The organism is Halomonas koreensis (genome assembly GCF_031451675.1).
GTDB lineage: Bacteria > Pseudomonadota > Gammaproteobacteria > Pseudomonadales > Halomonadaceae > Halomonas > Halomonas koreensis.
In genome coordinates this window covers 23936-48120 of sequence record NZ_JARWAK010000011.1, presented here as the reverse complement: position 1 = coordinate 48120, position 24185 = coordinate 23936, and the positions used below count along the sequence as shown (strand labels likewise).

The following is a 24185-nucleotide window of genomic DNA, read 5'->3' as shown; positions in this document are numbered from 1 at the left end:
GCGCCGGAGCGCTTGATCGGGAAGAGGGGGCCGCGCCGCAAGGCGCGGCCCTGACAATACCGAGTTACTCGGCGCTGCCCTCGTCCTCGGCGCCGCCCTCGGCGGACTCGCCTTCTTCGCCTTCCCCGGCGTCGCCGCCGCGGACCTTGGCCTGGGTGATGCTGAGCACGGCCTGGTCATGGTCCTCGCCATGGCTCAGCTCGACCAGGGTCACGCCGGCCGGCAGGGTCAGGTCGGACAGGTGCAGGGTGGTACCCAGGGCGACATCGGCGATGTCGATTTCCAGGTAGTCCGGCAGGTTCTTGGGCAGGCAGCTGACCTCGACCTCGTTGGCCAGGACGTGCAGCTCGCCGCCCTCGTCCTTGATGCCCTTGGCGGTCTCGGCGTTCACCACGTGCAGCGGCACGCGCATGGTGATCTCGTGAGTGGCGTCGACGCGCATGAAGTCGGCGTGGGTGACCAGCGGCTTGTAGGGGTGACGCTGGAGGTCACGCACCACGACCTGCTGGGCCTTGCCGTCCACTTCCAGGTTGATCACGGAAGAGAAGAAGGCCTCTTCCTCGATCGCCTTGTAGAAGGCGGTCTTGTCGACGGCGATGGTCTCGGGTGCCTGCTCGCCACCATAGATGATGGCCGGCACCTGCTGGTTCGCGCGACGCAGGCGGCGGCTCGCACCTTTCCCCAGGTCGCTGCGAACGCTGGCTGTGAGAGTGTAATCGGACATGGAGTTGCCTCTTGCTTTGAAGTAGGGAAGACGCCGGGGCCCGCGACCAGACCCCGACGCTTCCGGACGCCCCGAAGGGCACGTTCCGGCGCCCGTTCCTCAGTGGAACATGGCGCTGACGGATTCCTCGTTGCTGACCCGGCGGATCGCCTCGGCGATCAGGCCGGCCACGCTGAGCTGACGGATGCGGCCGCTGCGCCGCGCCGGCTCGGCCAGCGGGATGGTGTCGGTGACCACCACCTCGTCGAGCACCGAGCCGGTGATGTTGTCGACCGCCGGGCCGGACAGGATCGGGTGGGTGGCGTAGGCCACCACGCGGCGGGCGCCGTGATCCTTGAGCGCCTCGCCGGCCTTGCACAGGGTGCCGGCGGTGTCGATCATGTCGTCGACCACCACGCAGGTGCGGTCCTGGATCTCGCCGATGATGTGCATCACCTGGGCCTGGTTGGCCTGGGGGCGGCGCTTGTCGATGATGGCGAGATCGGCGTTGAGCTGCTTGGCGATGGCGCGGGCGCGGACCACGCCGCCCACGTCCGGGGAAACCACCACCAGGTCGTCGTAGTTCTGGCGCTCGATGTCATCGAGCAGGATCGGCGAGCCGTAGACGTTGTCCACCGGCACGTCGAAGAAGCCCTGGATCTGGTCGGCGTGAAGATCCATGGTCATCACCCGGTCGACGCCGGCCTTGACCATCATGTCGGCGACGATCTTGGCGGAGATCGGCACCCGGGCGGAGCGGACGCGACGGTCCTGACGGGCGTAGCCGAAGTAGGGCACCACGGCGGTGACCCGGCTGGCGGAGGCCCGGCGCAGGGCGTCCACCATCAGGATCATTTCCATCAGGTTGTCGTTGGTCGGGGCACAGGTGGGCTGCAGGACGAAGACATCCTTGCCGCGCACGTTCTCGTTGATCTCGACCGCGACTTCGCCGTCGCTGAACTGGCCGACCGTGGCGTTGCCCAGCCGGTTGTCCAGGCTCTCGGCGACCTTCTGGGCGAGTTCGGGATTGGCGTTCCCGGCGAAAACCATCAAATTTGACACGCGCAGCCACCTTTGCAGTGTTGGGACATCAGGGTTCGGATCGGGATCGTCCGGAAGGGAAATGGCTGGGGTAGCAGGATTCGAACCTGCGCATGGCGATACCAAAAACCGCTGCCTTACCGCTTGGCTATACCCCAGCAACCTTTACCGTGCCGGATCGAACCTTGGGGCCGCCGTGGACGGGGCGGTCATCGATCCAGAGCATCATGGAGAGGAGAGCGATTGCGCCCCCGCGCCGCGAAGGCCTGCCAGCGCGACGGCATCTCGGCCAGCAGCGCCTGGGCGTCGGCTTCCCGGTCCAGTCGGGCGAAGACACAGGCGCCGGTTCCGGTGAGCATGGCCGGTGCCCGGTCGCGCAACCAGTCGAGCGCTTCGCCGATCTCGGGATGCAGCTCCCGGACCGTGGGCTCGCAGTCGTTGCGCCAGCTCGCCGTTCCCCCCTGAAGTGCGCGCGCCATGGTAATCGGGGGGGTGTCGCGTGTCAATTGCGGCGCCTGGAACACCGCCGGGGTGGCGACCGCCACACCGGGGTGGACGACCACGAACCAGGGGCTGTCGAGCGTCACCGGCGTCAGCCGCTCGCCCACGCCCTCGGCCCAGGCGGCGTGGCCGCGCACGAAGACCGGCACGTCGGCGCCCAGGGTCAGGCCCAGCTCGGCGAGGGCGTCGAGCGACAGCTCGAGTCCCCAGAGGCGGTTCAGCCCGAGCAGGGCGGTGGCGGCGTCGCTGCTGCCGCCGCCCAGGCCGCCGCCCATGGGCAGGCGTTTCTCCAGGTGGAGGTCGGCGCCGCGCCGGCAGCCGGTCGCCTCGCGCAGCGCCCGGGCGGCGCGCAGGATCAGGTTGTCGCCGTCGGCGACGCCGGGAAGCGTCGGCGTCAGGCGCAGCTCGCCGTCGTCCCGCGGCGCCAGGCTCAGGGTGTCGCCGTGGTCGAGGAACTGGAACAGGGTCTGCAGCTCGTGGTAGCCGTCGCCGCGACGGCCGGTGATGTGCAGCATGCGGTTGAGCTTGGCCGGCGCCGGCAGGCGGAGGCGGGCGGTATCAGGCATCGCTCGCCTCCGGTCGCCAGCGGGTCACCACCAGGGTGACGTCCAGGTCGCCATAGCTCAGGGCCATGCGGCGGGGCAGCCACAGGCCGCCGGCGCGAGTCCAGTCGCGATAGTCGATGGTCCAGCCGTCCTGCTCGAGCCGGGCCGGGAACCCCTTGGCGTCGCGCTCCAGGCGGTGCGGCCGGTCCGCGGCCGGCAGGCCGCGAACCCAGTCGCCGAGCGCGGCCACCGGCAGCGACCAGCCGAGGCGCTGGCGCATCAGCGCCTCGGGGCTCGCGGCCTCGAAGCGGCCCTCGCCGGTGGTCAGCGAGACCCGCCCCTGGCGGCCTTCCAGGACGCTGCGGCCGCTGCCGAAGGGGCCGCTGAGCAGGATGCGGAAATGGTAGGGCGTCTGGCGCCAGTCGAGGTTGGCGCTGGTGCTGTCCTCGGGGGTGCGCAGCCCGGCCTTGCCGGTCAGTTCCCAGGTCTCGAGGTCGGCCAGGCGGTCGCGCTGGGCCTGCCAGTCGCCCTCGGCGCGGGGGGCGTCGGGAGCCGGGGCGCGGCTGGCGCAGCCGGTCAGCAGGGTCAGGGCGAGGACCAGCCCGGTAAGGAGGCAGCAAGCGGGGCGTCGCATCGTCGGTTCCATGGCGTCGGTGTCAGGGCGCGAGGGCGGGGAGGCGCTCGAGCAGCTCGTCGATTCGCGGGCGGCGGTCGAAGCGTTCCAGGGCGTCGGCCGCCAGCTCGCGGGCTCGCTCGCGCTCGCCGAGGATCCACAGCACCTCGATCAGGTGGGCGGCGACCTCCTGGTCGGGCATGGCCTCCCAGGCGCGCTCAAGCCAGGGCAGGGCGGCTTCGGGGTCGCCCTGGCGATAGCGGACCCAGCCCAGGCTGTCGAGGATCGCCGGGTTGTCGGGGGCCAGAGCGTGGGCGCGCTCGATCAGCTCCCGGGCCTCGTCGAGCCGGCCCTCGATATCTTCGTCGGCCAGGGTGTAGCCCAGGGCGTTGAGGGCGTTGGCGTTGTCCGGGTCGCGCGCGATGATGGCGCGCAGGTCGGCCTCAAGGCCGGCCAGGTCGCCGTCCTGATAGGCGCGCATGGCGCGCAGGTAGCGCAGCCGGGCATCGTCCGGGTGGCGGTCCAGGCGGCTGTCCAGCAGGGCGTCGGCCTCGGCGGTGGCGCCGGCCTCGTCGAGCAGCTCGACCTCGAGGCCGATCAGCTCGGAGGCGGCGTCGGGGTGGCGCAGGCGCTGCAGGCGCAGGAAGGAGCGGGCGTCGAGCAGCCGGTCGTCCTCGATCAGCATGCGGGCGGCGCGCAGCCGGGCGAGCAGGAAGTTCTCGCCCTCGGGCACCTGGCGGTAATAGAGGAGGGCGTTGTCGACCTCCCCCTGCTGCTCGGCGATGCCGCCCAGCAGCAGGAAGGCCGCGGAGGGCGCGTCGTCCGCGCCGGCCAGGGGCAGCAGCAGCCGCCGTGCCGCCTCGGGGGCGCCCTCCTCGAGGTAAAGTCGCGACAGGGCCAGCCGCAGTCCCGGCCGGTCGCCATGATCGTCGAGCAGGGCATCGGTGCTGGCCTGGGCCGCCTCGAGGCGCCCCAGGCGGATCTCGGCCCGGGCCAGCAGCAGCATCAGGCGCGGGTCGCCCGGCGCGGTCGCCAGCCCCTGGCGGGCGGCCTCCCGGGCCCGTTCCGGCGCCTGGGTCTGCAGGGCCAGCTCGCCGCGCACCCGCCACAGCGAGGCCCGGTCGCCGTGCTCGTCGGTCAGCGTCTCCAGGCGCCGCCGGGCCGCCCGGGGCTCGCCGGCGGCGACCTCCAGCAGGGCGGTGGCCAGGGCGGGTTCGAGGCCGGCCTCGCCGCCGGCCAGGTGAGCGCGCAGCCGCCGCAGCATCGGCGCGGGCGGGGTGCCGGCCTCCAGCGCGCTCTCCACCAGCGTCAGCAGCGCGCCGTCATGCTCGCCGCCGTCCAGCGCCAGGCGTTGCTCCAGGGCGGTCGGCCAATCGCCCCGCTGCACCGCCAGGCTGGCCCGCAGCCGGGCCGGGGCCTCGCTGTCGGGGGCCAGGGCCTGCCAGCGCCGGGCGGCCTCCTCGAGCAGGCCGGTGTCCTCGTCGAAGCGCGCCGCCAGGGCGGCGCGCTCGGCCAGCGCCGGGGCGCGGTAGCGCTCGGCGACCGCCAGGTAGTCCCGGGTGGCGCGGCGATAGTCGCCGCGCTGGCCGGCGATCTCCGCGGTGAGCAGGGTCGACAGCCCCTCGGCGTCCAGGCCCCGGGTGATCGGCGGGGCGCCGGCCAGCGGGTCCGCCGGCGGCGGGGCGTCGACGAACGACGGGGTCTGGCAGCCGCCCAGCGCGAAGGCCAGGGCCAGGATGGCGAGCGGGCGGCGGCGGGGAGGCGTCATGGGGGCTCCGCGGGGCATGCGAGTCTCGAGCAGTCGGACGAGCCGCCAGCATAACGGCTCCGCCGGTCCGGGCAAAGGCGCGTACTCGCCCCGGGGCGCCCGCGCGCCTGCGCTGTGGTAGAATGCTGCGCCGTGGATCGGTGGCGAGGCCATGCCACCCTCCGCCCGAGGACGCCGGATCACTATCGCGAAGACGCCGACACGCATGACCCTTCTTGCCCTGGGAATCAATCACCGGACCGCGACCGTCGAGGTGCGCGAGCAGGTCGCCTTCAGCCCCGCGCAGCTCGAGGCCGCGCTGGACGAGCTACGCGTGCTGCCCGAGGTGCAGGAGGCCGCGGTGCTGTCCACCTGCAATCGCACCGAGCTGTACTGCGTCACCGCGGAGGCCGGCGAGCAGGCGATCCTGGCCTGGCTGGGCCGCTTCCACGGCCTGGAGGTGGAGGCGCTGGCACGCTGCGCCTACCATTACCTGGACGACGAGGCGGCCCGTCACCTGATGCGGGTCGCGGTGGGGCTGGATTCCATGGTGCTGGGCGAGCCGCAGATCCTGGGGCAGCTCAAGGAGGCCTACCAGGTGGCGCGGCGCACCCGCGGCATGGGCGGTGAGCTGGAGTGCCTCTTCCAGCAGACCTTCGCCGTGGCCAAGGAGGTGCGCACCGAGACCGGCATCGGCCAGAACCCGGTGTCGGTGGCCTACGCCGCGGTCAGCCTGGCCAGCCGCATCTTCGACGACTTCTCCCGCGCCTCGGCGCTGCTGATCGGCGCCGGCGAGACCATCGAGCTGGTGGCGCGCCACCTCCACGAGGCCGGGGTGCGCCGGCTGACCGTGGCCAATCGCACCCGCGAGCGCGCCGACCAGCTCGCCGCGCCCCTGGGCGGCGAGGCGGTGACCCTCGACGAGATTCCCGAGGCCCTGGTCGAGGCGGACATCGTCATCGCCTCCACCGCCGCCCCGCTGCCGATCCTCGGCAAGGGCATGATGGAGCGGGCGCTCAAGCGGCGCCGCCACCGGCCGGTATTCATGGTCGACATCGCCGTGCCTCGGGACATCGAGCCCGAGGTGGGGCGGCTCTCCGACGTCTTCCTCTATACCGTCGACGATCTCGAGGAGGTCATCGAGGAGAACCGCCGCCATCGCCAGGTGGCCGCCGACCAGGCCGAGTCGCTGATCGAGCATGGCGTGGATCGCTGGCAGCATCAGCGGCGGCTGCGCAGCGGCGGCGAGCTGATCCGCGACGTCCGCGCCCGCGGTGAGGCGCTGCGCGACCGGGCCCGGGACGAGGCCCTGGCGCGGTTGGCCCGGGGCGAGGATCCCGAGGCGGTGGTCCAGCGGCTCGCCCACCAGCTGACCAACCGTCTGCTCCATCGCCCCACCGTCGCCCTGCGCGAGGCCGCCAGCGACGAGCGCCAGGAGCTGCTGGAGGCGGCCTCGGCGCTGCTGCTGGACGCCCCTTCCGACACTTCCCGATAGGACATCCTGGATGAAAGCTTCCCTGCGTCAGCGACTCGACGCCTTCACCGAGCGCTTCGAGGAACTCGCCGCCCTGCTCGCGGACCCCGAGGTGATCGCCGACCAGGCCCGCTTCCGCGACTATTCCCGCGAGTACGCCGAACTCGAGCCCCTGGTCGAGGCCTGGGGCGAGTATCGTGGCGTGGAGGGCGATATCGAGGCGGCCCGGGCCCTGGCCGACGATGCCGATGCCGAGATGCGCGAGATGGCCGAACTGGAACTCGACGAGGGCCGCCGGCGCCTCGAGGCCATGGAGGGGCGGCTCAAGCAGCTGCTGATCCCCCGCGACCCCGACGACGCCGGCAACGTCTTCCTGGAGATCCGCGCCGGCACCGGCGGCGACGAGGCGGCGCTGTTCGCCGGCGACCTGTTCCGCATGTATTCCCGCTACGCCGAGCAGCACGACTGGAAGGTCGAGGTGGTCAGCGCCAGCCACGGCGACCAGGGCGGCTACAAGGAGATCATCTCGCGGATCAAGGGCGAGGGCGTCTATGGCCGGCTCAAGTTCGAGTCCGGCGCCCACCGGGTGCAGCGGGTGCCGGCCACCGAGTCCCAGGGGCGCATCCACACCTCGGCCTGCACCGTGGCGGTGATGGCCGAGGCCGACGAGGTCGGCGACGTGGCCATCGATCCCAACGACCTGCGCGTCGACACCTTCCGCGCCAGCGGCGCCGGCGGCCAGCACGTCAACACCACCGACTCGGCGATCCGCCTCACCCACCTGCCCACCGGGGTGGTGGTCGAGTGCCAGGAGGAGCGCAGCCAGCACAAGAACCGCGCCAAGGCGATGTCGCTGCTGGCCGCCCGCCTCAAGCAGGCCGCCCAGGACAGCCAGCGCCAGCAGCAGGCCGACGAGCGCCGCTCGCTGGTGGGCTCCGGCGATCGCAGCGAGCGCATCCGCACCTACAACTTTCCCCAGGGGCGGGTCACCGACCACCGTATCAACCTGACCCTCTACAAGCTCGGCGAGGTGATCGGCGGCGAGCAGCTCGACGAGGTGATCGAGCCGCTGATCCACGAGTACCAGGCCGAGCAGCTGGCGGCGCTGCAGCAGGAGGGGTGATGCGCCTCGACCTGCTGCTGGCCCGGGCCGCCCAGCGCCTGCGCGACGCCGGCTCGCCAAGCGCGCGGCTCGACGCCGAGGTGCTGCTGTGCCATGTGCTCGGGGTCGACCGCACCTGGCTCTACACCTGGGGCGACAGGGAAGCCGCGCCGGACGACGAGACGCGCTTCGCGGCGCTGGTCACGGCCCGGGCCGAGGGGCGGCCGGTGGCTCACCTGACCGGCGAGCGCGAGTTCTGGGGCCTGCCGCTGGCCACCTCGCCGGCGACCCTGATCCCCCGCCCGGACACCGAGACCCTGGTGGAGGCCGCCCTGGCCGAGGCGGGCGACGCCGGGCGCCTGCTCGACCTGGGCACCGGCACCGGTGCGGTGGCGCTGGCCTTCGCCAGCGAGCGGCCGGGCTGGGCGGTGACCGGCGTCGATCTGCGCCCCGAGGCGGTGGCCCTGGCGACCGGCAACGCCGAGCGGCTGGGGATCCCCAATGCGCGCTTTGTGGTCAGCGACTGGTTCGCGGCGCTGGCCGACGAGCGCTTCGCGATGATCGTTTCCAATCCCCCCTACCTGGCCGACGACGATCCCCACCTGGCGCGCGGCGACGTGCGTTTCGAGCCGCGCAGCGCCCTGGTGGCGGCGGACGGCGGCCTGGCCGACCTGCGCCACCTGGTGGCCTCGGCTCGGGCGCACCTCGAGCCCGGCGGCTGGCTGGCGCTGGAGCACGGCGCCGAGCAGGGCGCGGCGGTGCGTGCCGCCCTGACCGCGGCGGGCTACCGGGCGGTGGCCAGCCGGCGCGACCTGGCCGGGCTGGAGCGGGTCAGCCTGGGGCGGCGTTGAGCGCGGGGCTGGAGGCGGCCCCGGCGGGTGTGGTACACCTAAAAACAGAAAAAAACGCCAGCCACCGCCGACTATTCATGCATCCATGCCAGAACCTTGCCGTTTTGCGGTGATGATCCGGTGAAAGCTCGGCCGTGGCTCGATCGACAACGCTGACCGGCGTGCCAGGACCACAATGAAAACCAAGACTCGCTCGCTCGACCGTATCGACCTCAAGATCCTGCGCTGCCTGCAGGAAAACGCCCGCATCTCCTACGTCGACCTGGCCTCCCAGGTCGGCCTGTCCACCACCCCCTGCCTGGAGCGCGTCAAGCGCCTGGAGCGCGCCGGGGTGATCCGCGGCTACAAGGCACAGCTCGACCCCCGAGCCCTGAAGGCCAACCTGCTGGTGTTCGTCGAGATCAGCCTGGAGACCCAGTCGCCCTCGGTGTTCGACGAGTTCCGTCGCGCCGTGGCCAAGCTGCCCCAGATCCAGGAATGCCACCTGGTATCGGGCCAGTTCGACTATATCCTCAAGTGCCGGATCCCCGAGATGTCGGCCTATCGCCAGCTGCTCGGCGAGGTGGTGCTGACCCTTCCCGGGGTCAAGGAGTCCAAGAGCTACGTGGTGATGGAGGAGGTCAAGGAGGAATTCTCCCTGCACGTTCCCGACATCGAGGAGTTCGAGGGCAAGTGAGCGCGATGAATGACCAGGCGCTGCTGCGCTACAGCCGACAGATCATGCTCGAGCAGATCGACATCGCCGGCCAGGAGCGCCTGCTGGCCGGGCACGCCCTGGTGGTCGGCGCCGGCGGGCTGGGGTCGCCGGTGGCGCTGTACCTCGCCGCCGCCGGCGTCGGCCGGCTGACCCTGGCCGACGACGACACCGTCGAGCTCTCCAACCTGCAACGCCAGATCGCCCATGGCACCGCCGACCTCGATCGGCCCAAGGCCGAGTCCGCCCGGGAGGCGGCCCTGGCGGTGAACCCGGGCTGCGAGGTGCGTGCCGTCACCGCGCGGCTCACGGGCGAGGCCCTGGCCGCCGCGGTGGCCGATGCCGACGTGGTGCTCGACTGCACCGATCGCTTCGAGAGCCGCTATGCCGTCAATGCTGCCTGCCGCGAGGCCGGGGTGCCCCTGGTGTCCGGCGCGGCGATCCGCTTCTCCGGCCAGCTGGCGGTCTTCGATCCCCGCGATGCCGAGTCGCCCTGCTACGCCTGCCTCTATCCGCCCGGCGAGGGCGGCGACGAGGAACTGCGCTGCGCCGAGAACGGCGTGGTCGCCCCCCTGGTCGGCCTGATCGGCTGCTTTCAGGCCCTGGAGGCCCTGAAGCTGATCAGCGGCGCCGGCCAGCCCCATCGCGGACTCTCCACCTTCGACGGCCTGGGCGGCCAGTGGCGCCATTTCCGGGTGCCCCGGGATCCCGCCTGCCCGGTGTGCGGCGACTGACTGGCTGACGCACCCGCGAGGCGCCGTGTCGGGCTCCTCGCCCCTTACCCCGCACGCTATTCGTAGGTCACCACCAGGAAGGCCAGCAGTTCCTCGTCGCTCTCGTTCTCGATGACGTGCTCCTGGTCGGCATGATAGTGCGCCGAATCCCCTTCCCCCAGCTGGCACTCGTTGTCGCCGGCCACGACCCGGGCGCGCCCCCGGGTAATGGTCAATAATTCCCGTGTGCCCTCGAAGTGCGGGGCGCTGCGCAGGCTGGCCTGGGGCGCGATGCGCAGCTCGTAGAACTCCACGTGCTTCTCCAGGTGCAACGGCGACAGGGTGCGGATCCGGCACTCGCGATCGTCGCGGAACAGGTGGGTGGCGTCGTCGCCGCGCACCACTTCGATGCTGGAGGCGGTCCACGGCTGGTCGACCAAGTCGCCGATGCTCAGTCCGAAGGCCTGGGCGATGCGCAGGGTCACCGCCAGGGTGGGGTTGGCGCGCCCGCGCTCGATCTGGCTGAGCATCGAGCGGCTGACCCCGCAGGCGGACGCCAGCTGGTCCAGGGTCAGGCCGCGCTGCTTGCGCAGCTCGATGACGCGGTCGCAGAGCAGCTGACCGCCGCTCGAGGTCGGAGGCGTCGTGGTCACCTGCGGGTCTCCTTGTTCAATATGATGGAATTTATTCTTGCATAGTGCACTTATTCCACTATGCTGGAATTAATTCCTCCATGGTAGCCCTCTCGGCGGGGATTGCCAGTCAGGGAGGACCCCATTCATGGAATCGAGGAGGCGCGTATGAAGGCGCTGGTCAAGCGAGAGGCGTCCCCCGGGCTCTGGCTGGAGGATGTGCCCGAGCCCGAGGTCGGCATCAACGATGTCCTGGTGCGGGTCAAGCGCACGGCGATCTGCGGCACCGATCTGCACATCTACAACTGGGACAGCTGGGCGCAGCAGACCATTCCGGTGCCCATGGTGGTCGGCCACGAGTTCGTCGGCGAGATCGTCGAGGTGGGCTCCAACGTCAACGACTTCCACCCCGGTCAGATCGTCTCGGGGGAGGGGCACGTGGTCTGCGGCCGCTGCCGCAACTGCCTGGCGGGCCGCCGCCACCTGTGCGCCCATACCCGGGGCATCGGCGTGAACCGGCCCGGTGCCTTCGCCGAGTACGTGGCCCTGCCGATGTCCAACGTCTGGGAGCACCGCCCCGGCATCGACCTGGACGTGGCGGCGCTGTTCGATCCGCTGGGCAATGCGGTGCACACCGCCCTGCAGTTCGATGTCCTGGGCGAGGACGTGCTGATCACCGGCGCCGGGCCGATCGGCGCCATGGCCGCCGCCGTGTGCCGCCACGCCGGCGCCCGCCACGTGGTGGTGACCGACCTGAATCCGGCCCGGCTGGCGCTGGCCCGCACCCTCGGTGCCACGCGCACCGTCGATGTCCGGGAGGAGAGCCTGGCCGAGGTGCAGCGCTCGCTGGGCATGACCGAGGGCTTCGACGTGGGCCTGGAGATGTCCGGCAGCCCCGCGGCCTTCCAGGACATGCTCGCCAACATGTGCCACGGCGGCAAGGTGGCGATGCTCGGCATTCCCACCGAGGAGCTGGCCATCGACTGGAACACCGTGATCTTCAACATGCTGACCATCAAGGGGGTCTACGGCCGGGAGATGTACGAGACCTGGTACAAGATGTCGGTGATGGTGGAGTCCGGCATGGACATCTCGCCGGTGATCACCCATCGCCTGCCCTATGCCGACTTCGAGCAGGGCTTCCAGGCCATGCTGGCCGGCGAGGCCAGCAAGGTGATCCTCAACTGGGATTGATCGATCTACGCATAGTGCCCGCAAGAGATGCGTGCCGGGGACAAGGAGTCGCGAGGGGCCCGCGCCATGGGGCGGAGCACCGCTCCGGACGGCGTCGGTAGCGCCCAGGGATGGGGCTCGCGATGGTCCGGCACGCCGGGACCTGTCACCGGAGACGCTCATCGCTTCCCGGGATTCCGGAACAGCGCCAAGATTGGATGGGCCGACGCAACGAGAAGGATACGACATCATGTACGGCGATTTTCGACAGCACCTGCGCGACGAACTCGCGGCCATCGAGCAGGCCGGCCTGACCAAGCGCGAGCGCGAGCTGGCCACGCCCCAGGGCGCCCATGTGGGCGTGGCTCGGGACGGCGAGGTCCTGAATCTGTGCGCCAACAACTACCTGGGGCTCGCCCAGCATCCCGAGGTCAAGGCGGCCGCCATGGCCGGCCTGGAGGAGTGGGGCTACGGCCTGGCCTCGGTGCGCTTCATCTGCGGGACCCAGACCCTGCACAAGACCCTCGAGGCGAGGCTCAGCGACTTCCTGGGCACCGAGGACACCATCCTCTACCCGTCCTGCTTCGACGCCAACGGCGGGCTGTTCGAGACCCTGCTGGGGCCCGAGGATGCGGTGATCTCCGACGAGCTCAATCACGCCAGCATCATCGACGGGGTGCGGCTGTGCAAGGCAAGCCGCTATCGCTATCGCAACAGCGACATGGCCGACCTGGAGGCCCAGCTCCGGGCCGCCGACGCCGCAGGCGCGCGCTTCAAGCTGATCACCACCGACGGCGTCTTCTCCATGGACGGCTATATCGCCCGGCTGGACGAGATCTGCGACCTGGCCGAGCGCTACGGCGCCCTGGTGCACGTCGACGACTGCCACGCCACCGGCTTCCTGGGCGAGGGCGGTCGTGGCAGCCACGAGTACCGGAACTGCCTGGATCGGGTGGACATCCTCACCGGGACCCTGGGCAAGGCCCTGGGCGGGGCCAGCGGGGGCTACACCAGCGCCCGCCGCGAGATCGTCGAGCTGCTGCGCCAGCGCTCGCGGCCCTACCTGTTCTCCAACACCGTGGCGCCCCCGGTGGTCGCCGGTGCCCTCAAGGCCCTGGAACTGGCCGCCGAATCCAGCGAGCTCCGCGATCGGCTCAAGGAAAACACCGCCTTCTTCCGCCGGGGGCTCGAGGGTCTGGGGTTCGAGCTGCTGCCCGGCGAGCACCCCATCGTGCCGGTGATGCTGCACGACGCCGCCCTGGCGGCGCGCTTCGCCGAGGAGATGCTCGCCGAGGGCGTCTACGTGATCGCCTTCTCCTACCCGGTGGTGCCCAAGGGCAAGGCCCGCATCCGCACCCAGGTGTCGGCGGCCCTGACCCGCGAGGACCTCGAGCTCGCCTTGGCGGCCTTCGGCCGGGTCAAGGCGCGCCTCGATATCTGAGACCTCTCCGCCACGGACGTCCCGAGCGGGACGTCCGTGGCCTCGCCTCCTCCCGCTCGGCGTTCCCGCCGGCCTCCTCTCGCCGCCCTTGTGGCCGGCCCGGCCAGCCGCGAGAATCGCCGGAATGCCCTTTTTGTTTCATCATCAAGGACCTGCGGCCTCGCCCGGCGTCGTGCCGTGCTGTCAAGGTGCGAGATTCTCAACGCTTCGGCGAGGCGTGCGCGGAGGCCGGCCGAGGCGGCGAGGCGTCGCCTTCCGCAGGCGCTCGAGGAAGGAGGCGTCAGGGTGCTTGGTTTTCAATGTGCTGAATTGAAAAGGTTTTTATTAAAGTTCGGGAGTTTTGTTGTGGAATACTTGACATCCTGTCGGTGCCTGGTGTCAGACTAAGAGCCAGATCGAAGCGACGGGCGGCCTCCCTCGCTGCTCCGTCGCTTCGGTAAAAGTATTCAACAACAATAACAGGTGCCCACTATGCTCAGTTCCGTCATCGACGGCCCGGCCTCCTGGTATCGCGCGTCCATCGCCGTCGAGCTCGAGCCCTGCCAGCCCCTGGAGGGCGAGGTTCGTGCCGACATCTGCGTGATCGGGGCGGGGGTCACCGGCTGCTCCACGGCCCTGCACCTGGCCGAGCGCGGCTACTCGGTGGTGCTGCTCGAGGCCGGCGAGGTGGGGCATGGCGCCTCGGGTCGCAGCGGGGGCCAGATCCTGCCCGGCCTGGGAACCGAGATCGATACCGTCCAGCGGGCCCTGGGCCTGCCCCGCGCCCGGGAAATCTGGGAGATGAGCCGCGAGGCGGTGCGCCTCACCGCCGAGCTGGTCGAGCGGCACGGCATCCCCTGCGAGATGGCCTGGGGCTACCTCCATGCGGCGGTCAAGCCCCGCCATGTGCGCGAGCTCGAGGCCTTCCGCGAGCAACTCGCCCGGGACTACGACTATGACGCCCTGGACTGGCTGGAAGGCGATGCCCTGCGTGAGCACGTGGTGTCCGATGCCTATCCGGCGGCCCTCTACGACCGCGAGGGCGGCCACCTCCATCCCCTCAACTACACCCTGGGCCTGGCCCGGGCCGCCCAGCGCGCCGGCGTGCGCCTGCACCCCCACAGCGCGGCCCTCGAGATCCGGCGCGGCGAGCCGGCCACGGTGGTCACCGCCGGCGGGCGCGTCACCGCGGACCATCTGGTGCTGGCGACCAACGCCTACCATCGCGGCCTGGTGCCCGAGCTCTCGGGCCGCATCATGCGCGCCGCCAACTACATGATCGCCACCGCCCCGCTGACCGAGGACCAGGCCGCCCGGGTACTGCCGCAGAACGATGCCCTGGCCGACGCCAACTTCGTGCTCGACTACTACCGGCTGTCGGCGGACCGACGCCTCATCTATGGCGGGGAGGTCAGCTACGACGGGCGCGAGCCGCCGCGACTGGAGGCGCGCATGGATGCCAAGATCGCCCGGCTCTTCCCGGTGCTCGAGGGCGTGCCCATCGAGTACCGCTGGGGCGGGGACGTGGCGATCACGCTCAACCGCGCCCCGGACTTCGGCCGCCTGGAGCGCAACCTCTACTACGCCCAGGGCTACTCGGGCCACGGGATGGCGCTCGCGGGGCTGGCCGGCAAGCTGATGGCCGAGACCATCGCCGGGCAGAGCGAGCGCTTCGATGTCTTCGCGGCGATGCCGCATCGCCGATTCCCCGGCGGCCGCGCCCTGCGCAAGCCGCTGCTGGTGCTGGCCACCCAATTCTACAAACTGCGCGACCGGCTCTGAGCGAGGCCGCGGACAACCCAAGAGGGCACCCCCATGAGCGAGACCATCACGGCGGACATTGCCGATCAGCCGGGGGCCACCCCGGCCGCCGAGGAGACGCCGCAGGAGGCGGCGGGCCGAAAGGCGTCCTCCATCGAGATGCAGGGACTGCACAAGCGCTTCGGTCGCGACACCGTGGCGCTCGACGGCGTCGACCTGGAGATCCGGGCCGGCGAGTTCTTCACCCTGCTGGGCCCCTCCGGCTGCGGCAAGACCACCCTGTTGCGCATCCTCGCCGGCCTCGAGGAGCCCGACGACGGCTCCCTGGTGGTGGGCGGCAAGACCCTCACCGAGGTGCCCCCCCACCGGCGCAGCGTCAACACCGTCTTCCAGTCCTATGCGCTCTTCCCGCACCTCTCGGTGCGCGACAACCTGGCCTTCGGCCTCAAGATGCGCGGCCTGCCGGCCGCCGAGCGCGACGCCAAGGTCGACGAGATCGCCGAGTTCATCAAGCTCGGCGACCTGGTGGACCGGCGGGTCGACCAGCTCTCCGGGGGGCAGCGTCAGCGCATCGCCCTGGCCCGGGCGCTGGTCTGCGAGCCGGACGTGCTGCTGCTCGACGAGCCGCTCTCGGCCCTGGACGCGGGCCTGCGCAGCCAGCTCCAGGTGGAGCTGCTGCGGGTCCAGAAGCGCCTGGGCATGACCTTCGTCTTCGTCACCCACGACCAGGACGAGGCGATGGTCATGTCCGACCGCATCGCCGTGCTCAACGGCGGCAACATCCAGCAGGTCGGCGCGCCCCGGGAAGTCTACGAGCGCCCGGTCAACGCCTTCGTCGCCCGCTTCATGGGCCATGACAACCTCTATCCGGTCCGCGAGCGCCAGGGCGACCGGCTGACCACCGCCCTGGGCACGCTCACCGCCGAGGAGGCCGGGGAGGGCGAGCTGCTGCTGATCCGCCCCGAGACCCTGGACCTGCTGCCCGGCGAGGTGGAGGGCGCCAACCACGTGCCGGCCACGGTGGCCGAGCGCCTCTATCGCGGCAGCCATGCCGAGTTCCGCCTCGAGATCGGCGACACCACGCTGCAGGCCACGGTCAACAACCGCGGCCGGCACCTGCCCGAGGTGGGCGACCGGGTCACGGTGGTGGTGGCGCCGGAAGACCTCGTCACCCTGAGCGAGTGAGGAGACGCACATGTCCTATATCGGCGTAACGCCCACCGCCCGCAGCCGGGCCATGGTCAGCGAGGCGCGACACCTGCTGCTGACCGTGGCGCCCGGCGCCTCCTGGATCTTCATCTTCCTGGTCCTGCCCAGCGCCTACCTGATGGGCGTGGCCTTCATGACCAACGGCCCCTACGGCCTGCCCGAGATGCCGCTGTCGCTGGCCTCCTTCGAGCGCCTGGCCGGCTTCGGCTTCCTGGGCTGGAGCCCGGGCAACCTCTACACCCTGCTGCGCTCGCTGTGGCAGACCCTGGTGTCCACCGGCCTGGTGGTGGTGGTGGCCTATCCCATCGCCTACTACATCACCACCTGTCGCGAGAAGTGGCGGCCGATCCTGCTGCTGGCGGTGGTGGTGCCGTCCTGGACCAACCAGGTGATCCGCACCTTCGGCTGGATGAACCTGCTGGCGCCGGGCACCCCGCTGTCCGGCCTGGCCGAGGGCCTGGGGCTGATCGCCCCCAACATGGGCCTGTATCCCTCCAACTTCGCGGTCACCCTGGGGCTGGTCTACAACTTCCTGCCCTTCATGGTGCTGCCGCTCTACGGGGCCTTCGAGAAGCTCGACACCGCCCAGGTGGAGGCCGCCCAGGATCTCTATGCCAGTCCCGTGCGTGCCTTCTGGCACGCCGTCTTCCCGCAGACCCTGCCGGGCCTGCTGGCGGGCATCGTGCTGGTGGCCATCCCGGCCTTCGGCATGTACGTCATCCCCGAGCTGCTCGGCGGCGGCAAGGGCATGATGCTCGGCAACCTGGTGGCCAACCAGTTCTCCGGCGGGGCCAACTGGCCGCTGGGGGCCGCCGGCGCGATCCTGATGCTGCTGGCGACCTTCATCGGCCTCTATGTGATGCGCCGCATCGGCAAGCGCCTGGGCGGCGGCGAGGAGGTGGTGATATGAGAAAGCGGACCCTGCATCGCGGCCTGACCGCCTTCTGGTGGCTGACCCTGGCCTTCCTCTACCTGCCCCTGGCGGTGGTCGTGCTGTTCTCCTTCAACGCCACCAACAGCGCGGCCAGCTTCACCGGCTTCTCCTGGCGCTGGTACGAGCGCCTGATGGGCAACGAGGAGATCCTGTCGGCCTTCGCCAACAGCATGGTGCTGGCCATCGTCTCCTCGGTGGTGGCCCTGGTGATCGGCTGCGTGTTCGGCTACGGCATGTATCGCCATCGCCACCGCAAGCTGGGCTGGCTGATCGTGCTGATCTACCTGCCGATCGTGCTGCCGGACATCGTCTTCGGGATCTCGGAGATGGCCTTCTTCGTGCAGATCCACGAATGGACCGGCCTGCTGCAGCCCGGGCTCGGCACCATGATCATCGCCCACGTGACCTTCCAGGTCCCCTTCGTGGCGCTGATCATCTATTCGCGCTTCGTCGGCCTGGACCCGACCCTGTTCGAGGCCGCCAAGGACCTCTATGCGACGCCGATCAAGCGGGTGCTGCACTTCATGCTGCCGACCATCAAGCCCGCGCTGATCTCGGCCTTCTTCCTGTCCTTCACGCTGTCCATCGATGACTTCGTCATCAGCTTCTTCACCGCCGGGCCGGAGAGCGCGACCCTGCCGATCTACATCTGGGGGGCCATCAAGCGTGGCGTCTCGCCGGAGATCAACGCCATCGCCACCCTGATGATCGCCGCGGTGGCCGTCGCCGCCGTCCTGAGTCTCGTCTTCAACCGCCGTCGGCCGACCTGAGCCGTCACCACCAGTCCCCAGGGATCACGAGGAGTCCAACAATGAAACTCGACAAGATCGTCATGGCCGTCTCGCTGGGCGGGCTCGCGCTCGCCGGCCAGGCCCAGGCCGCGGAAGACAAGCTGTACCTGTTCAACTGGACCGAGTACATGGACCCGGCCATCATCGAGGCCTTCGAGGCCGAGTACGACGTCGACGTGGTGCAGAACTACTTCAACTCGCTGCCGGAGATGTTCGCCAAGCTCAACGCCGGCGGCGTCTCCCAGTACGACGTCATCGTGCCCTCCAACTACTACATCCCGCGCTTGATCAAGACGGGCCTGGTCCAGGAGCTGGATCGCTCCCAGCTCGACAACATCGACAACGTCAAGGCCCAGTTCGAGGACCCGAGCTACGATCCGGGCGGCCGCTACAGCGCCCCCTACCAGTGGGGCACCACCGGCATCATCTACAACGCCGAGACCTTCCCCGACGCGCCCAAGAGCTGGTCGCTGTTCTTCGATCCCGAGGTCAACCCGGGCCATCCCTTCGCGCTGATGGGCGACGGCCAGGTCAGCCTGGGCGGGGCCTGCGCCTACCTGGGCCACGGCTACGACTGCACCGACCCCGAGCAGTGGAAGGAGGCCGCCCGCCTGCTGATCGAGGCCAAGAACCGCGACACCTTCAGCGGCTTCACCGATGGCACCCCGGCACTGCAGCAGCTGGCCCGGGGCGTGATCCACGCCGGCCTGACCTACAGCGGCGACTACTTCTTCTACAAGGAGGAAGACCCGGCCTCCTTCGAGCACCTGGAGTTCATGATCCCCGACGAGGGCGCCGAGATGTGGGTCGACGCCATGATGATTCCGGCGCAGGCGCCGAACCCGGAGCTGGCGCACAAGTTCATCGACTTCATCCTGGACGCGGAGGTCGGGGCCCAGCTCTCCAACTACAACTACTTCGCCAGTCCCAACGCGGCGGCCGAGCCGTACCTGGACGAGGCCATCACCCAGCCGCCGATCCAGCCCTCCGAGGCGGACCTGGAGCGGCTGCGCTTCACGCCGACCCTCGAGGGCGAGCAGCTGCAGACCTTCCAGCAGCTGTGGTCCGAGGTGCAGGCGCGCTGAGCGTCGGCGTCCCCGGCCCGCGGTCGGGGACGCCGAACGCCACATTGCCCACGCAAAGGAGGAGCGCCACCGATGCAACGCCACAACAACAAGATCGCCATGGCCCTGTCGCTAGGCGGGCTCGCCCTGGCCGGGCAGGTCCAGGCCGAGGAAGGCAAGCTCTACCTGTTCAACTGGACGGAGTACATGGATCCGGCCATCGTCGAGGCCTTCGAGGCCGAGCACGATGTCGAGGTGGTCCAGAACTACTTCAACTCCAACCCGGAGATGTTCGCCAAGCTCAACGCCGGCGGCGTCTCCCAGTACGACATCATCGTGCCGTCCAACTACTATGTGCCGCGGCTGATCGAGACCGGCCTGGTCCAGCCGCTGGACCGCGAGCGGCTGGATAATCTCGACAACGTCATGGCGCAGTTCCGGAACCCCGCCTACGATCCCGGGGGGCGCTACTCGGTGCCCTACCAATGGGGCACCACCGGCCTCGTCTACAACACCGAGTCCTTCCCCGACGCGCCCAAGAGCTGGTCGCTACTGTTCGACCCCGCGCGCAACGACACCTATCCGTTCGGGCTGATCGGCGACGGCCAGGTGGCGCTGTCCAGCGCCTGCGCCTACCTGGGCCACGGCTACGACTGCACCGACATGGCGGCCTGGCGCGAGGCGGCGCAGCTGCTGATCGAGACCAAGGGGCGCGACAACTTCAGCGGCTTCGCCGACGGCACGCCGGCCCTGCAGCAGCTGGCCCGGGGGGTGACCCATGTCGGCATGAGCTTCAACGGCGACTTCCTGTTCGCCCGGGGCGAGGACCCCGACTCCTTCGAGAACCTGGCCTTCATGATCCCCGACGAGGGGGCCGAGATGTGGGTCGACACCATGATGATCCCGGCTCAGGCCCCGAACCCCGAGCTGGCCCATGCCTTCATCGACTACCTGCTGGATGCCGAGGTCGGGGCCCAGCTCTCCAACTACAACTACTACGCCAGCCCCAACGCGGCGGCCGTGCCCTACCTGGACGAGGTGCTGACCCAGCCGCCGATCCAGCCCTCCGAGGCGGACCTGGATCGGCTGCGGTTCACGCCGACCCTGGAAGGCGAGCGGCTGCAGACCTTCCAGCAGCTGTGGTCCGAGGTCAAGGCGCGGTGAGGCTCCGGGCCCCGGCGCCCGGGGCCCCATCTCCAGAGCAAGGAAATCCCATGACTAACCGCCAGGAACATCCCCATTTCAACGACTGGTTCCAGACTCGCGGCATCACCGAGGTCGAGTGTCTGGTCACCGATCTGACCGGCATCCTCAAGGGCAAGATCATGCCCGCCGGCAAGTACCTGGGCGGGGGCCGCCCGCGGCTGCCGGACTCGATCTTCATCCAGACCGTCACCGGCGGCTATCCCGACGACGAGGACATCCATTTCTGGAACCCCGCCGAGCGGGACATGGAGCTGGTGCCGGACCCGAATGCCGTCTACCTCGTGCCCTGGGCCGAGGATCCCACGGCCCAGATCATCCACGACTGCCACTACCTGACCGGCGAGCCGGTGGAGCTCTCGCCGCGGCACGTCCTCAAGCGGGTGCTGGCCCTCTACGAGGCCCGCGGTTGGACGCCGGTGGTGGCGCCGGAGGTCGAGTTCTTCCTGGTCAAGACCAACACCGACTCCGACTATCCCCTGGAGCCGCCCATCGGCCGCACCGGGCGTCAGGAAAGCAGTCGCCAGTCCTTCTCGATCGACGCGGTCAACGAGTTCGACCCGCTGTTCGAGGAGATGTACGACTACTGCGAGGCCATGGACCTGGACCTGGACACCCTGATCCACGAGGAGGGGGCCGGGCAGATGGAGGTCAACTTCCAGCACGGGGATCCGCTGCGGCTGGCCGACCAGGTGGTGATGTTCAAGCGCACCCTGCGCGAGACCGCGCTGCGCCACGGCATGTACGCCACCTTCATGGCCAAGCCCATGGCCGGCGAGCCGGGCAGCTCCATGCACCTGCACCAGAGCCTCGTCGAGACCGAGACGGGCCGCAACCTCTTCGCCGGCGAGGAGGGGGCCCACAGCCGCCTCTTCCTGCAGTTCATCGGCGGGCTGCAGCGGTACCTGCCCGCGGCCATGCCGCTGCTGGCGCCCAACGTCAACTCCTACCGGCGGCTGATGCTCACCGAGACCAGCGGGTCGGCACCGATCAACGTGGAGTGGGGCACCGACAACCGGACGGTGGGCCTGCGGGTGCCGGTCTCCAGCCCCGAGGCCACCCGGGTGGAGAATCGCCTGGCCGGGGCCGACGCCAACCCCTACCTGGTCATGGCGGCCTCGCTGGCCTGCGGCTACCTGGGCATGCTCGGCCAGCTCGAGCCTCGCCCGCCGATGGTCGGCTCGGCCTGGGACAGCGGCCACAAGCTGCCCGACGATATCGGCCCGGCCCTGGACCTGCTGCGGGACTGCTCGGCGCTGGCCGACGTGCTCGGCGACCGCTTCACCAACAGCTACCTGGCGGTCAAGCGGGCGGAGCATCGCGAGTACTTCCAGGTGATCAGCTCCTGGGAGCGCGAGCACCTGCTGCTGCGCGTCTAGGCGAGGCGGGCGGGCCGTTCGCCCGCCCCAGCATATGGCAAGGAGGTACACATGAAGCTCGCCCACCTGGCCGGCGTCGCCGGCCTCGGCCTGGCGGCCGCCAGCACGCTGGCCCACGCCGAAGCGACCAAGCTGCACCTGTTCAACTGGACGGACTACATGGCGCCCTCGATCATCGAGGACTTCGAGGCCGAGACCGGCATCGAGGTGGTCCAGAACTACTACAACTCCAACGCCGAGCTGTTCTCGAAGCTCACCGCCGGCGGCGACGCCCAGTACGACCTGATCGTGCCCTCCGATTACTTCGTGCCGCGGCTGATCGACGCCGGCCTGATCCAGCCGCTGGCCGCCGAGGGCGAGCCCCTGGCCGGCCGCGACAACCTGCTGCCCGAGTTCCGCACCCCGTCCTTCGACCCGGAAGGGCGCTACACCGTGCCCTACCAGTGGGGCGTGACCGGCGTGGTCTACAACACCGAGACCTTCCCCGACCCCGAGCCGAGCTGGTCGCTGCTCTACGACCCCGAGGTCAACCGCGACTATCCCTTCGCCCTGCTCAAGGGCGATGCCCAGTTCACCTTCGGCACGCTCTGCGCCTTCCAGGGCTCGGGCTTCGACTGCGTGGGCGAGGAGCCCTGGGTCGCGGCGGCCCAGGGGCTGATCGAGACCCGGCAGCGCGACAACTTCGTCGGCTTCGTCGGCGCCACCGCCGCCATCGAGCAGGTGGTCAGCGGGGTCATCCATGCCGGCATCGCCTACAACGGCGACGTCGCGGCCAGGCGCGCGGGGGACCCGGACACCTACGGCGGGCTGGGCTTCTTCGTGCCCGAGGAAGGCTCCCAGCGCTGGGTGGACGTGCTGGCGATGCCGGCGCAGGCGCCCAACCCGGACGCCGCCCGGGCCTTCGTCGAGTACCTGCTGCGCCCCGAGGTGGCCGCGCGGCTGTCCAATCACAACTACTACACGACCCCCAACGAGGCGGCCCTGCCGATGGTCGACCCGGCGTTGCGCGAGCCCCCGGTCATGCCGGATGCCGCGACCCGCGAGCACCTCAGCCTGACGCCCTCGGTGGGCGGCGATCAGCTGCAGATGCTGCAGCAGCTGTGGAGTGAGGCGCGTAGCCGCTAGGCCGGGCGCGGCCCGTCACGCGGGGTGCCGGCATGGCCGGCACCCCGCGTTTTTTGGTGATGAAAAGATGCCTGATGCATTGCCATTTTCTCGGAATGCCCCGTATGATCGTGGTGTAGTGTTGAATAAAATAACCATGCAGGAGGCTTCATGAGCGTCTCGAAGGAAACGGAGCATGTCGGCTCCTGGTACGCGGCCACCGCCAATCCAGCCCCTTCCCGGGGGGCCCTGGAAGGGGACATCCAGTGCGACGTCTGCGTGGTGGGGGCGGGCTTCACCGGCATCTCCGCCGCCCTGCACCTGGCCGAGCAGGGCCACCGGGTCGTGGTGCTGGAGGCCGCCCGGGTGGGCTTCGGCGCCTCGGGGCGCAACGGCGGCCAGATCGTCAACAGCTACAGCCGCGACATGGATGTCATCGAGGCCAAGTACGGTGACGCGACCGCCCGGGCGCTGGGCGACATGGCCTTCGAGGGCAACCGCATCATCCGCGAGCGCATCCAGCGCTACGGCATCGACTGCGACCTGCGCGACGGCAACCTCTTCGCCGCCTGCAACGCCAGGCAGATGAAAGGGCTGGTCGAGCACAAGGCGCTGTGGGAGCGCTACGGCCACCGCGAGCTGGAGCTGCTGGAGGGCGCGGCGGTCAAGCGCGAGGTGGCCTCCGAGCGATACGTGGGCGCCCTGGTCGATCACTCCGGCGGCCATCTGCATCCGCTCAACCTGGTGCTGGGCCAGGCCGCGGCCGTCGAGGCCCTGGGCGGCGTGATCCACGAGCAGACCCCGGTGACGGCCCTCGAACACGGCCAGCCGGTGCGCCTGACCACCCCGAGGGGCAGCGTACGCGCCGAGCGGGTGGTGATGGCCGGCAATGCCTACCACCAGGGCATCCTGCCGGCCCTGGAGGGCAAGTCGATGCCCTGCGGCACCCAGATCATCACCACCGAGCCGCTGGGCGAGGAGCGCGCCCGGGCGCTGTTGCCCAATCACCTGGCGGTGGAGGACTGCAATTACCTGCTGGACTACTACCGGCTCACCGCCGACAACCGGCTGCTCTACGGCGGCGGCGTCAACTATGGCGGCCAGGATCCGAGTGACATCGAGGCGGTGATCCGGCCCAAGATGGAGACCACCTTCCCGAGCCTGGCCGACGTCAAGGTCGATTACGCCTGGAGCGGTACCTTCCTGATGACCCTCAACCGGCTGCCCCAGTTCGGGGTGCTCAACGACAACGTCTACTTCGCCCAGGGCTACTCCGGGCACGGCGTGACCTGCACCCATCTGGCCGGGCGGCTGATCGCCGAGGCCATGGCCGGCCGCGAGGAACGCTTCGACGCCTTCGCCGGCCTGCCGCACCTGCCGTTCCCGGGCGGGCGGATGCTGCGGGTGCCGCTCTCGGCCCTGGGCGCCTGGTACTACCAGGCCCGCGACCGCCTGGGCATCTGAGCATCGCCGGCCTCGCCCCGACGCGGGCGGGGCCGTGCCCCTGGGCGCTGGCGAGCCGGCCTTCCCG

General features: G+C 70.1%; 22 protein-coding genes and 1 tRNA gene. 16 read left to right on the top strand and 7 right to left on the bottom strand.

Annotated elements, in window-relative coordinates:
* Nucleotides 1-64: 64 nt before the first annotated feature.
* The 6 genes from QC818_RS12825 to QC818_RS12800 all read right to left on the bottom strand — a co-directional run bounded on the left by QC818_RS12825 (nucleotide 65) and on the right by QC818_RS12800 (nucleotide 5171).
* Nucleotides 65-724 carry a 50S ribosomal protein L25/general stress protein Ctc gene (locus QC818_RS12825; protein ID WP_309653265.1) on the bottom strand — a complete coding sequence of 220 codons (660 nt, stop codon included), beginning with the start codon at nucleotides 722-724 and terminating at the stop codon, nucleotides 65-67.
* Nucleotides 725-823: 99 nt separating this feature from the next.
* Complete coding sequence (locus tag QC818_RS12820) at nucleotides 824-1765, bottom strand: ribose-phosphate pyrophosphokinase (RefSeq protein WP_309653264.1); 942 nt, start codon at nucleotides 1763-1765, stop codon at nucleotides 824-826.
* 62 nt (nucleotides 1766-1827) lie between these two features.
* Nucleotides 1828-1902, bottom strand: a tRNA-Gln gene (locus QC818_RS12815).
* A 51-nt stretch (nucleotides 1903-1953) separates the two neighbouring features.
* Nucleotides 1954-2811: a 4-(cytidine 5'-diphospho)-2-C-methyl-D-erythritol kinase gene (ispE, locus tag QC818_RS12810; RefSeq protein ID WP_309653263.1), complete on the bottom strand. Its 858-nt coding sequence runs from the start codon at nucleotides 2809-2811 to the stop codon at nucleotides 1954-1956.
* Nucleotides 2804-3424: a lipoprotein insertase outer membrane protein LolB gene (gene lolB, locus QC818_RS12805; RefSeq protein WP_309653262.1), complete on the bottom strand. Its 621-nt coding sequence runs from the start codon at nucleotides 3422-3424 to the stop codon at nucleotides 2804-2806. The genes ispE and lolB overlap by 8 nt, the downstream gene beginning before the upstream one ends.
* A gap of 22 nt (nucleotides 3425-3446) precedes the next feature.
* Nucleotides 3447-5171: a tetratricopeptide repeat protein gene (locus tag QC818_RS12800; RefSeq protein WP_309653261.1), complete on the bottom strand. Its 1725-nt coding sequence runs from the start codon at nucleotides 5169-5171 to the stop codon at nucleotides 3447-3449.
* Between the two features lie 205 nt (nucleotides 5172-5376).
* On the opposite strand from QC818_RS12800, the gene hemA reads away from it, so the two are divergent.
* The 5 genes from hemA to QC818_RS12775 all read left to right on the top strand — a co-directional run bounded on the left by hemA (nucleotide 5377) and on the right by QC818_RS12775 (nucleotide 10005).
* Nucleotides 5377-6645 (top strand): glutamyl-tRNA reductase, encoded by a 1269-nt coding sequence (gene hemA / locus QC818_RS12795; protein ID WP_309653260.1) that lies wholly within the window; start codon nucleotides 5377-5379, stop codon nucleotides 6643-6645.
* A 10-nt stretch (nucleotides 6646-6655) separates the two neighbouring features.
* Entirely contained in the window at nucleotides 6656-7747 is a 1092-nt protein-coding gene (gene prfA, locus QC818_RS12790; RefSeq protein WP_309653259.1) for a peptide chain release factor 1, read from the top strand.
* Nucleotides 7747-8577, top strand: coding sequence for a peptide chain release factor N(5)-glutamine methyltransferase (prmC, locus tag QC818_RS12785; protein ID WP_309653258.1), 831 nt, complete (start codon nucleotides 7747-7749; stop codon nucleotides 8575-8577). The genes prfA and prmC overlap by 1 nt, the downstream gene beginning before the upstream one ends.
* Before the next feature lie 175 nt (nucleotides 8578-8752).
* Nucleotides 8753-9253, top strand: coding sequence for an Lrp/AsnC ligand binding domain-containing protein (locus tag QC818_RS12780; RefSeq protein WP_309653257.1), 501 nt, complete (start codon nucleotides 8753-8755; stop codon nucleotides 9251-9253).
* 5 nt (nucleotides 9254-9258) lie between these two features.
* A complete protein-coding gene (locus QC818_RS12775; protein WP_309653374.1) occupies nucleotides 9259-10005 on the top strand; it encodes a HesA/MoeB/ThiF family protein in 747 nt (248 codons plus the stop codon).
* 56 nt (nucleotides 10006-10061) lie between these two features.
* On the opposite strand, the gene QC818_RS12770 is transcribed toward QC818_RS12775, so the two are convergent.
* Complete coding sequence (locus tag QC818_RS12770; RefSeq protein WP_309653256.1) at nucleotides 10062-10637, bottom strand: helix-turn-helix domain-containing protein; 576 nt, start codon at nucleotides 10635-10637, stop codon at nucleotides 10062-10064.
* A 147-nt stretch (nucleotides 10638-10784) separates the two neighbouring features.
* Here QC818_RS12770 and tdh point away from each other — a divergent pair, with 147 nt between their 5' ends.
* From tdh to QC818_RS12715, 11 genes are all read left to right on the top strand, one after another.
* On the top strand, nucleotides 10785-11810 hold the full coding sequence (gene tdh / locus QC818_RS12765; protein WP_309653255.1) for an L-threonine 3-dehydrogenase: 1026 nt from the start codon (nucleotides 10785-10787) through the stop codon (nucleotides 11808-11810).
* A 229-nt stretch (nucleotides 11811-12039) separates the two neighbouring features.
* Nucleotides 12040-13230 (top strand): glycine C-acetyltransferase, encoded by a 1191-nt coding sequence (kbl, locus tag QC818_RS12760; RefSeq protein WP_309653254.1) that lies wholly within the window; start codon nucleotides 12040-12042, stop codon nucleotides 13228-13230.
* A 471-nt stretch (nucleotides 13231-13701) separates the two neighbouring features.
* Nucleotides 13702-14991 (top strand): NAD(P)/FAD-dependent oxidoreductase, encoded by a 1290-nt coding sequence (locus QC818_RS12755; protein WP_309653253.1) that lies wholly within the window; start codon nucleotides 13702-13704, stop codon nucleotides 14989-14991.
* A gap of 33 nt (nucleotides 14992-15024) precedes the next feature.
* A complete protein-coding gene (locus QC818_RS12750) occupies nucleotides 15025-16155 on the top strand; it encodes an ABC transporter ATP-binding protein (protein ID WP_309653252.1) in 1131 nt (376 codons plus the stop codon).
* Between the two features lie 10 nt (nucleotides 16156-16165).
* Nucleotides 16166-17089: an ABC transporter permease gene (locus QC818_RS12745; RefSeq protein ID WP_309653251.1), complete on the top strand. Its 924-nt coding sequence runs from the start codon at nucleotides 16166-16168 to the stop codon at nucleotides 17087-17089.
* Nucleotides 17086-17883: an ABC transporter permease gene (locus QC818_RS12740; RefSeq protein ID WP_309653250.1), complete on the top strand. Its 798-nt coding sequence runs from the start codon at nucleotides 17086-17088 to the stop codon at nucleotides 17881-17883. The genes QC818_RS12745 and QC818_RS12740 overlap by 4 nt, the downstream gene beginning before the upstream one ends.
* A 41-nt stretch (nucleotides 17884-17924) precedes the next feature.
* Nucleotides 17925-18989 (top strand): ABC transporter substrate-binding protein, encoded by a 1065-nt coding sequence (locus QC818_RS12735; RefSeq protein WP_309653249.1) that lies wholly within the window; start codon nucleotides 17925-17927, stop codon nucleotides 18987-18989.
* Between the two features lie 72 nt (nucleotides 18990-19061).
* A complete protein-coding gene (locus QC818_RS12730) occupies nucleotides 19062-20132 on the top strand; it encodes an ABC transporter substrate-binding protein (RefSeq protein WP_309653248.1) in 1071 nt (356 codons plus the stop codon).
* A 50-nt stretch (nucleotides 20133-20182) separates the two neighbouring features.
* The gene (locus tag QC818_RS12725; RefSeq protein WP_309653247.1) at nucleotides 20183-21550 is read left to right on the top strand and encodes a glutamine synthetase family protein; all 1368 of its coding nucleotides are present in this window, start codon (nucleotides 20183-20185) and stop codon (nucleotides 21548-21550) included.
* A gap of 51 nt (nucleotides 21551-21601) precedes the next feature.
* Nucleotides 21602-22675, top strand: a complete 1074-nt coding sequence (locus QC818_RS12720) for an ABC transporter substrate-binding protein (protein ID WP_309653246.1) — start codon at nucleotides 21602-21604, stop codon at nucleotides 22673-22675.
* 150 nt (nucleotides 22676-22825) lie between these two features.
* Entirely contained in the window at nucleotides 22826-24118 is a 1293-nt protein-coding gene (locus QC818_RS12715; protein WP_309653245.1) for an NAD(P)/FAD-dependent oxidoreductase, read from the top strand.
* The last annotated feature ends 67 nt before the right edge of the window (nucleotides 24119-24185 follow it).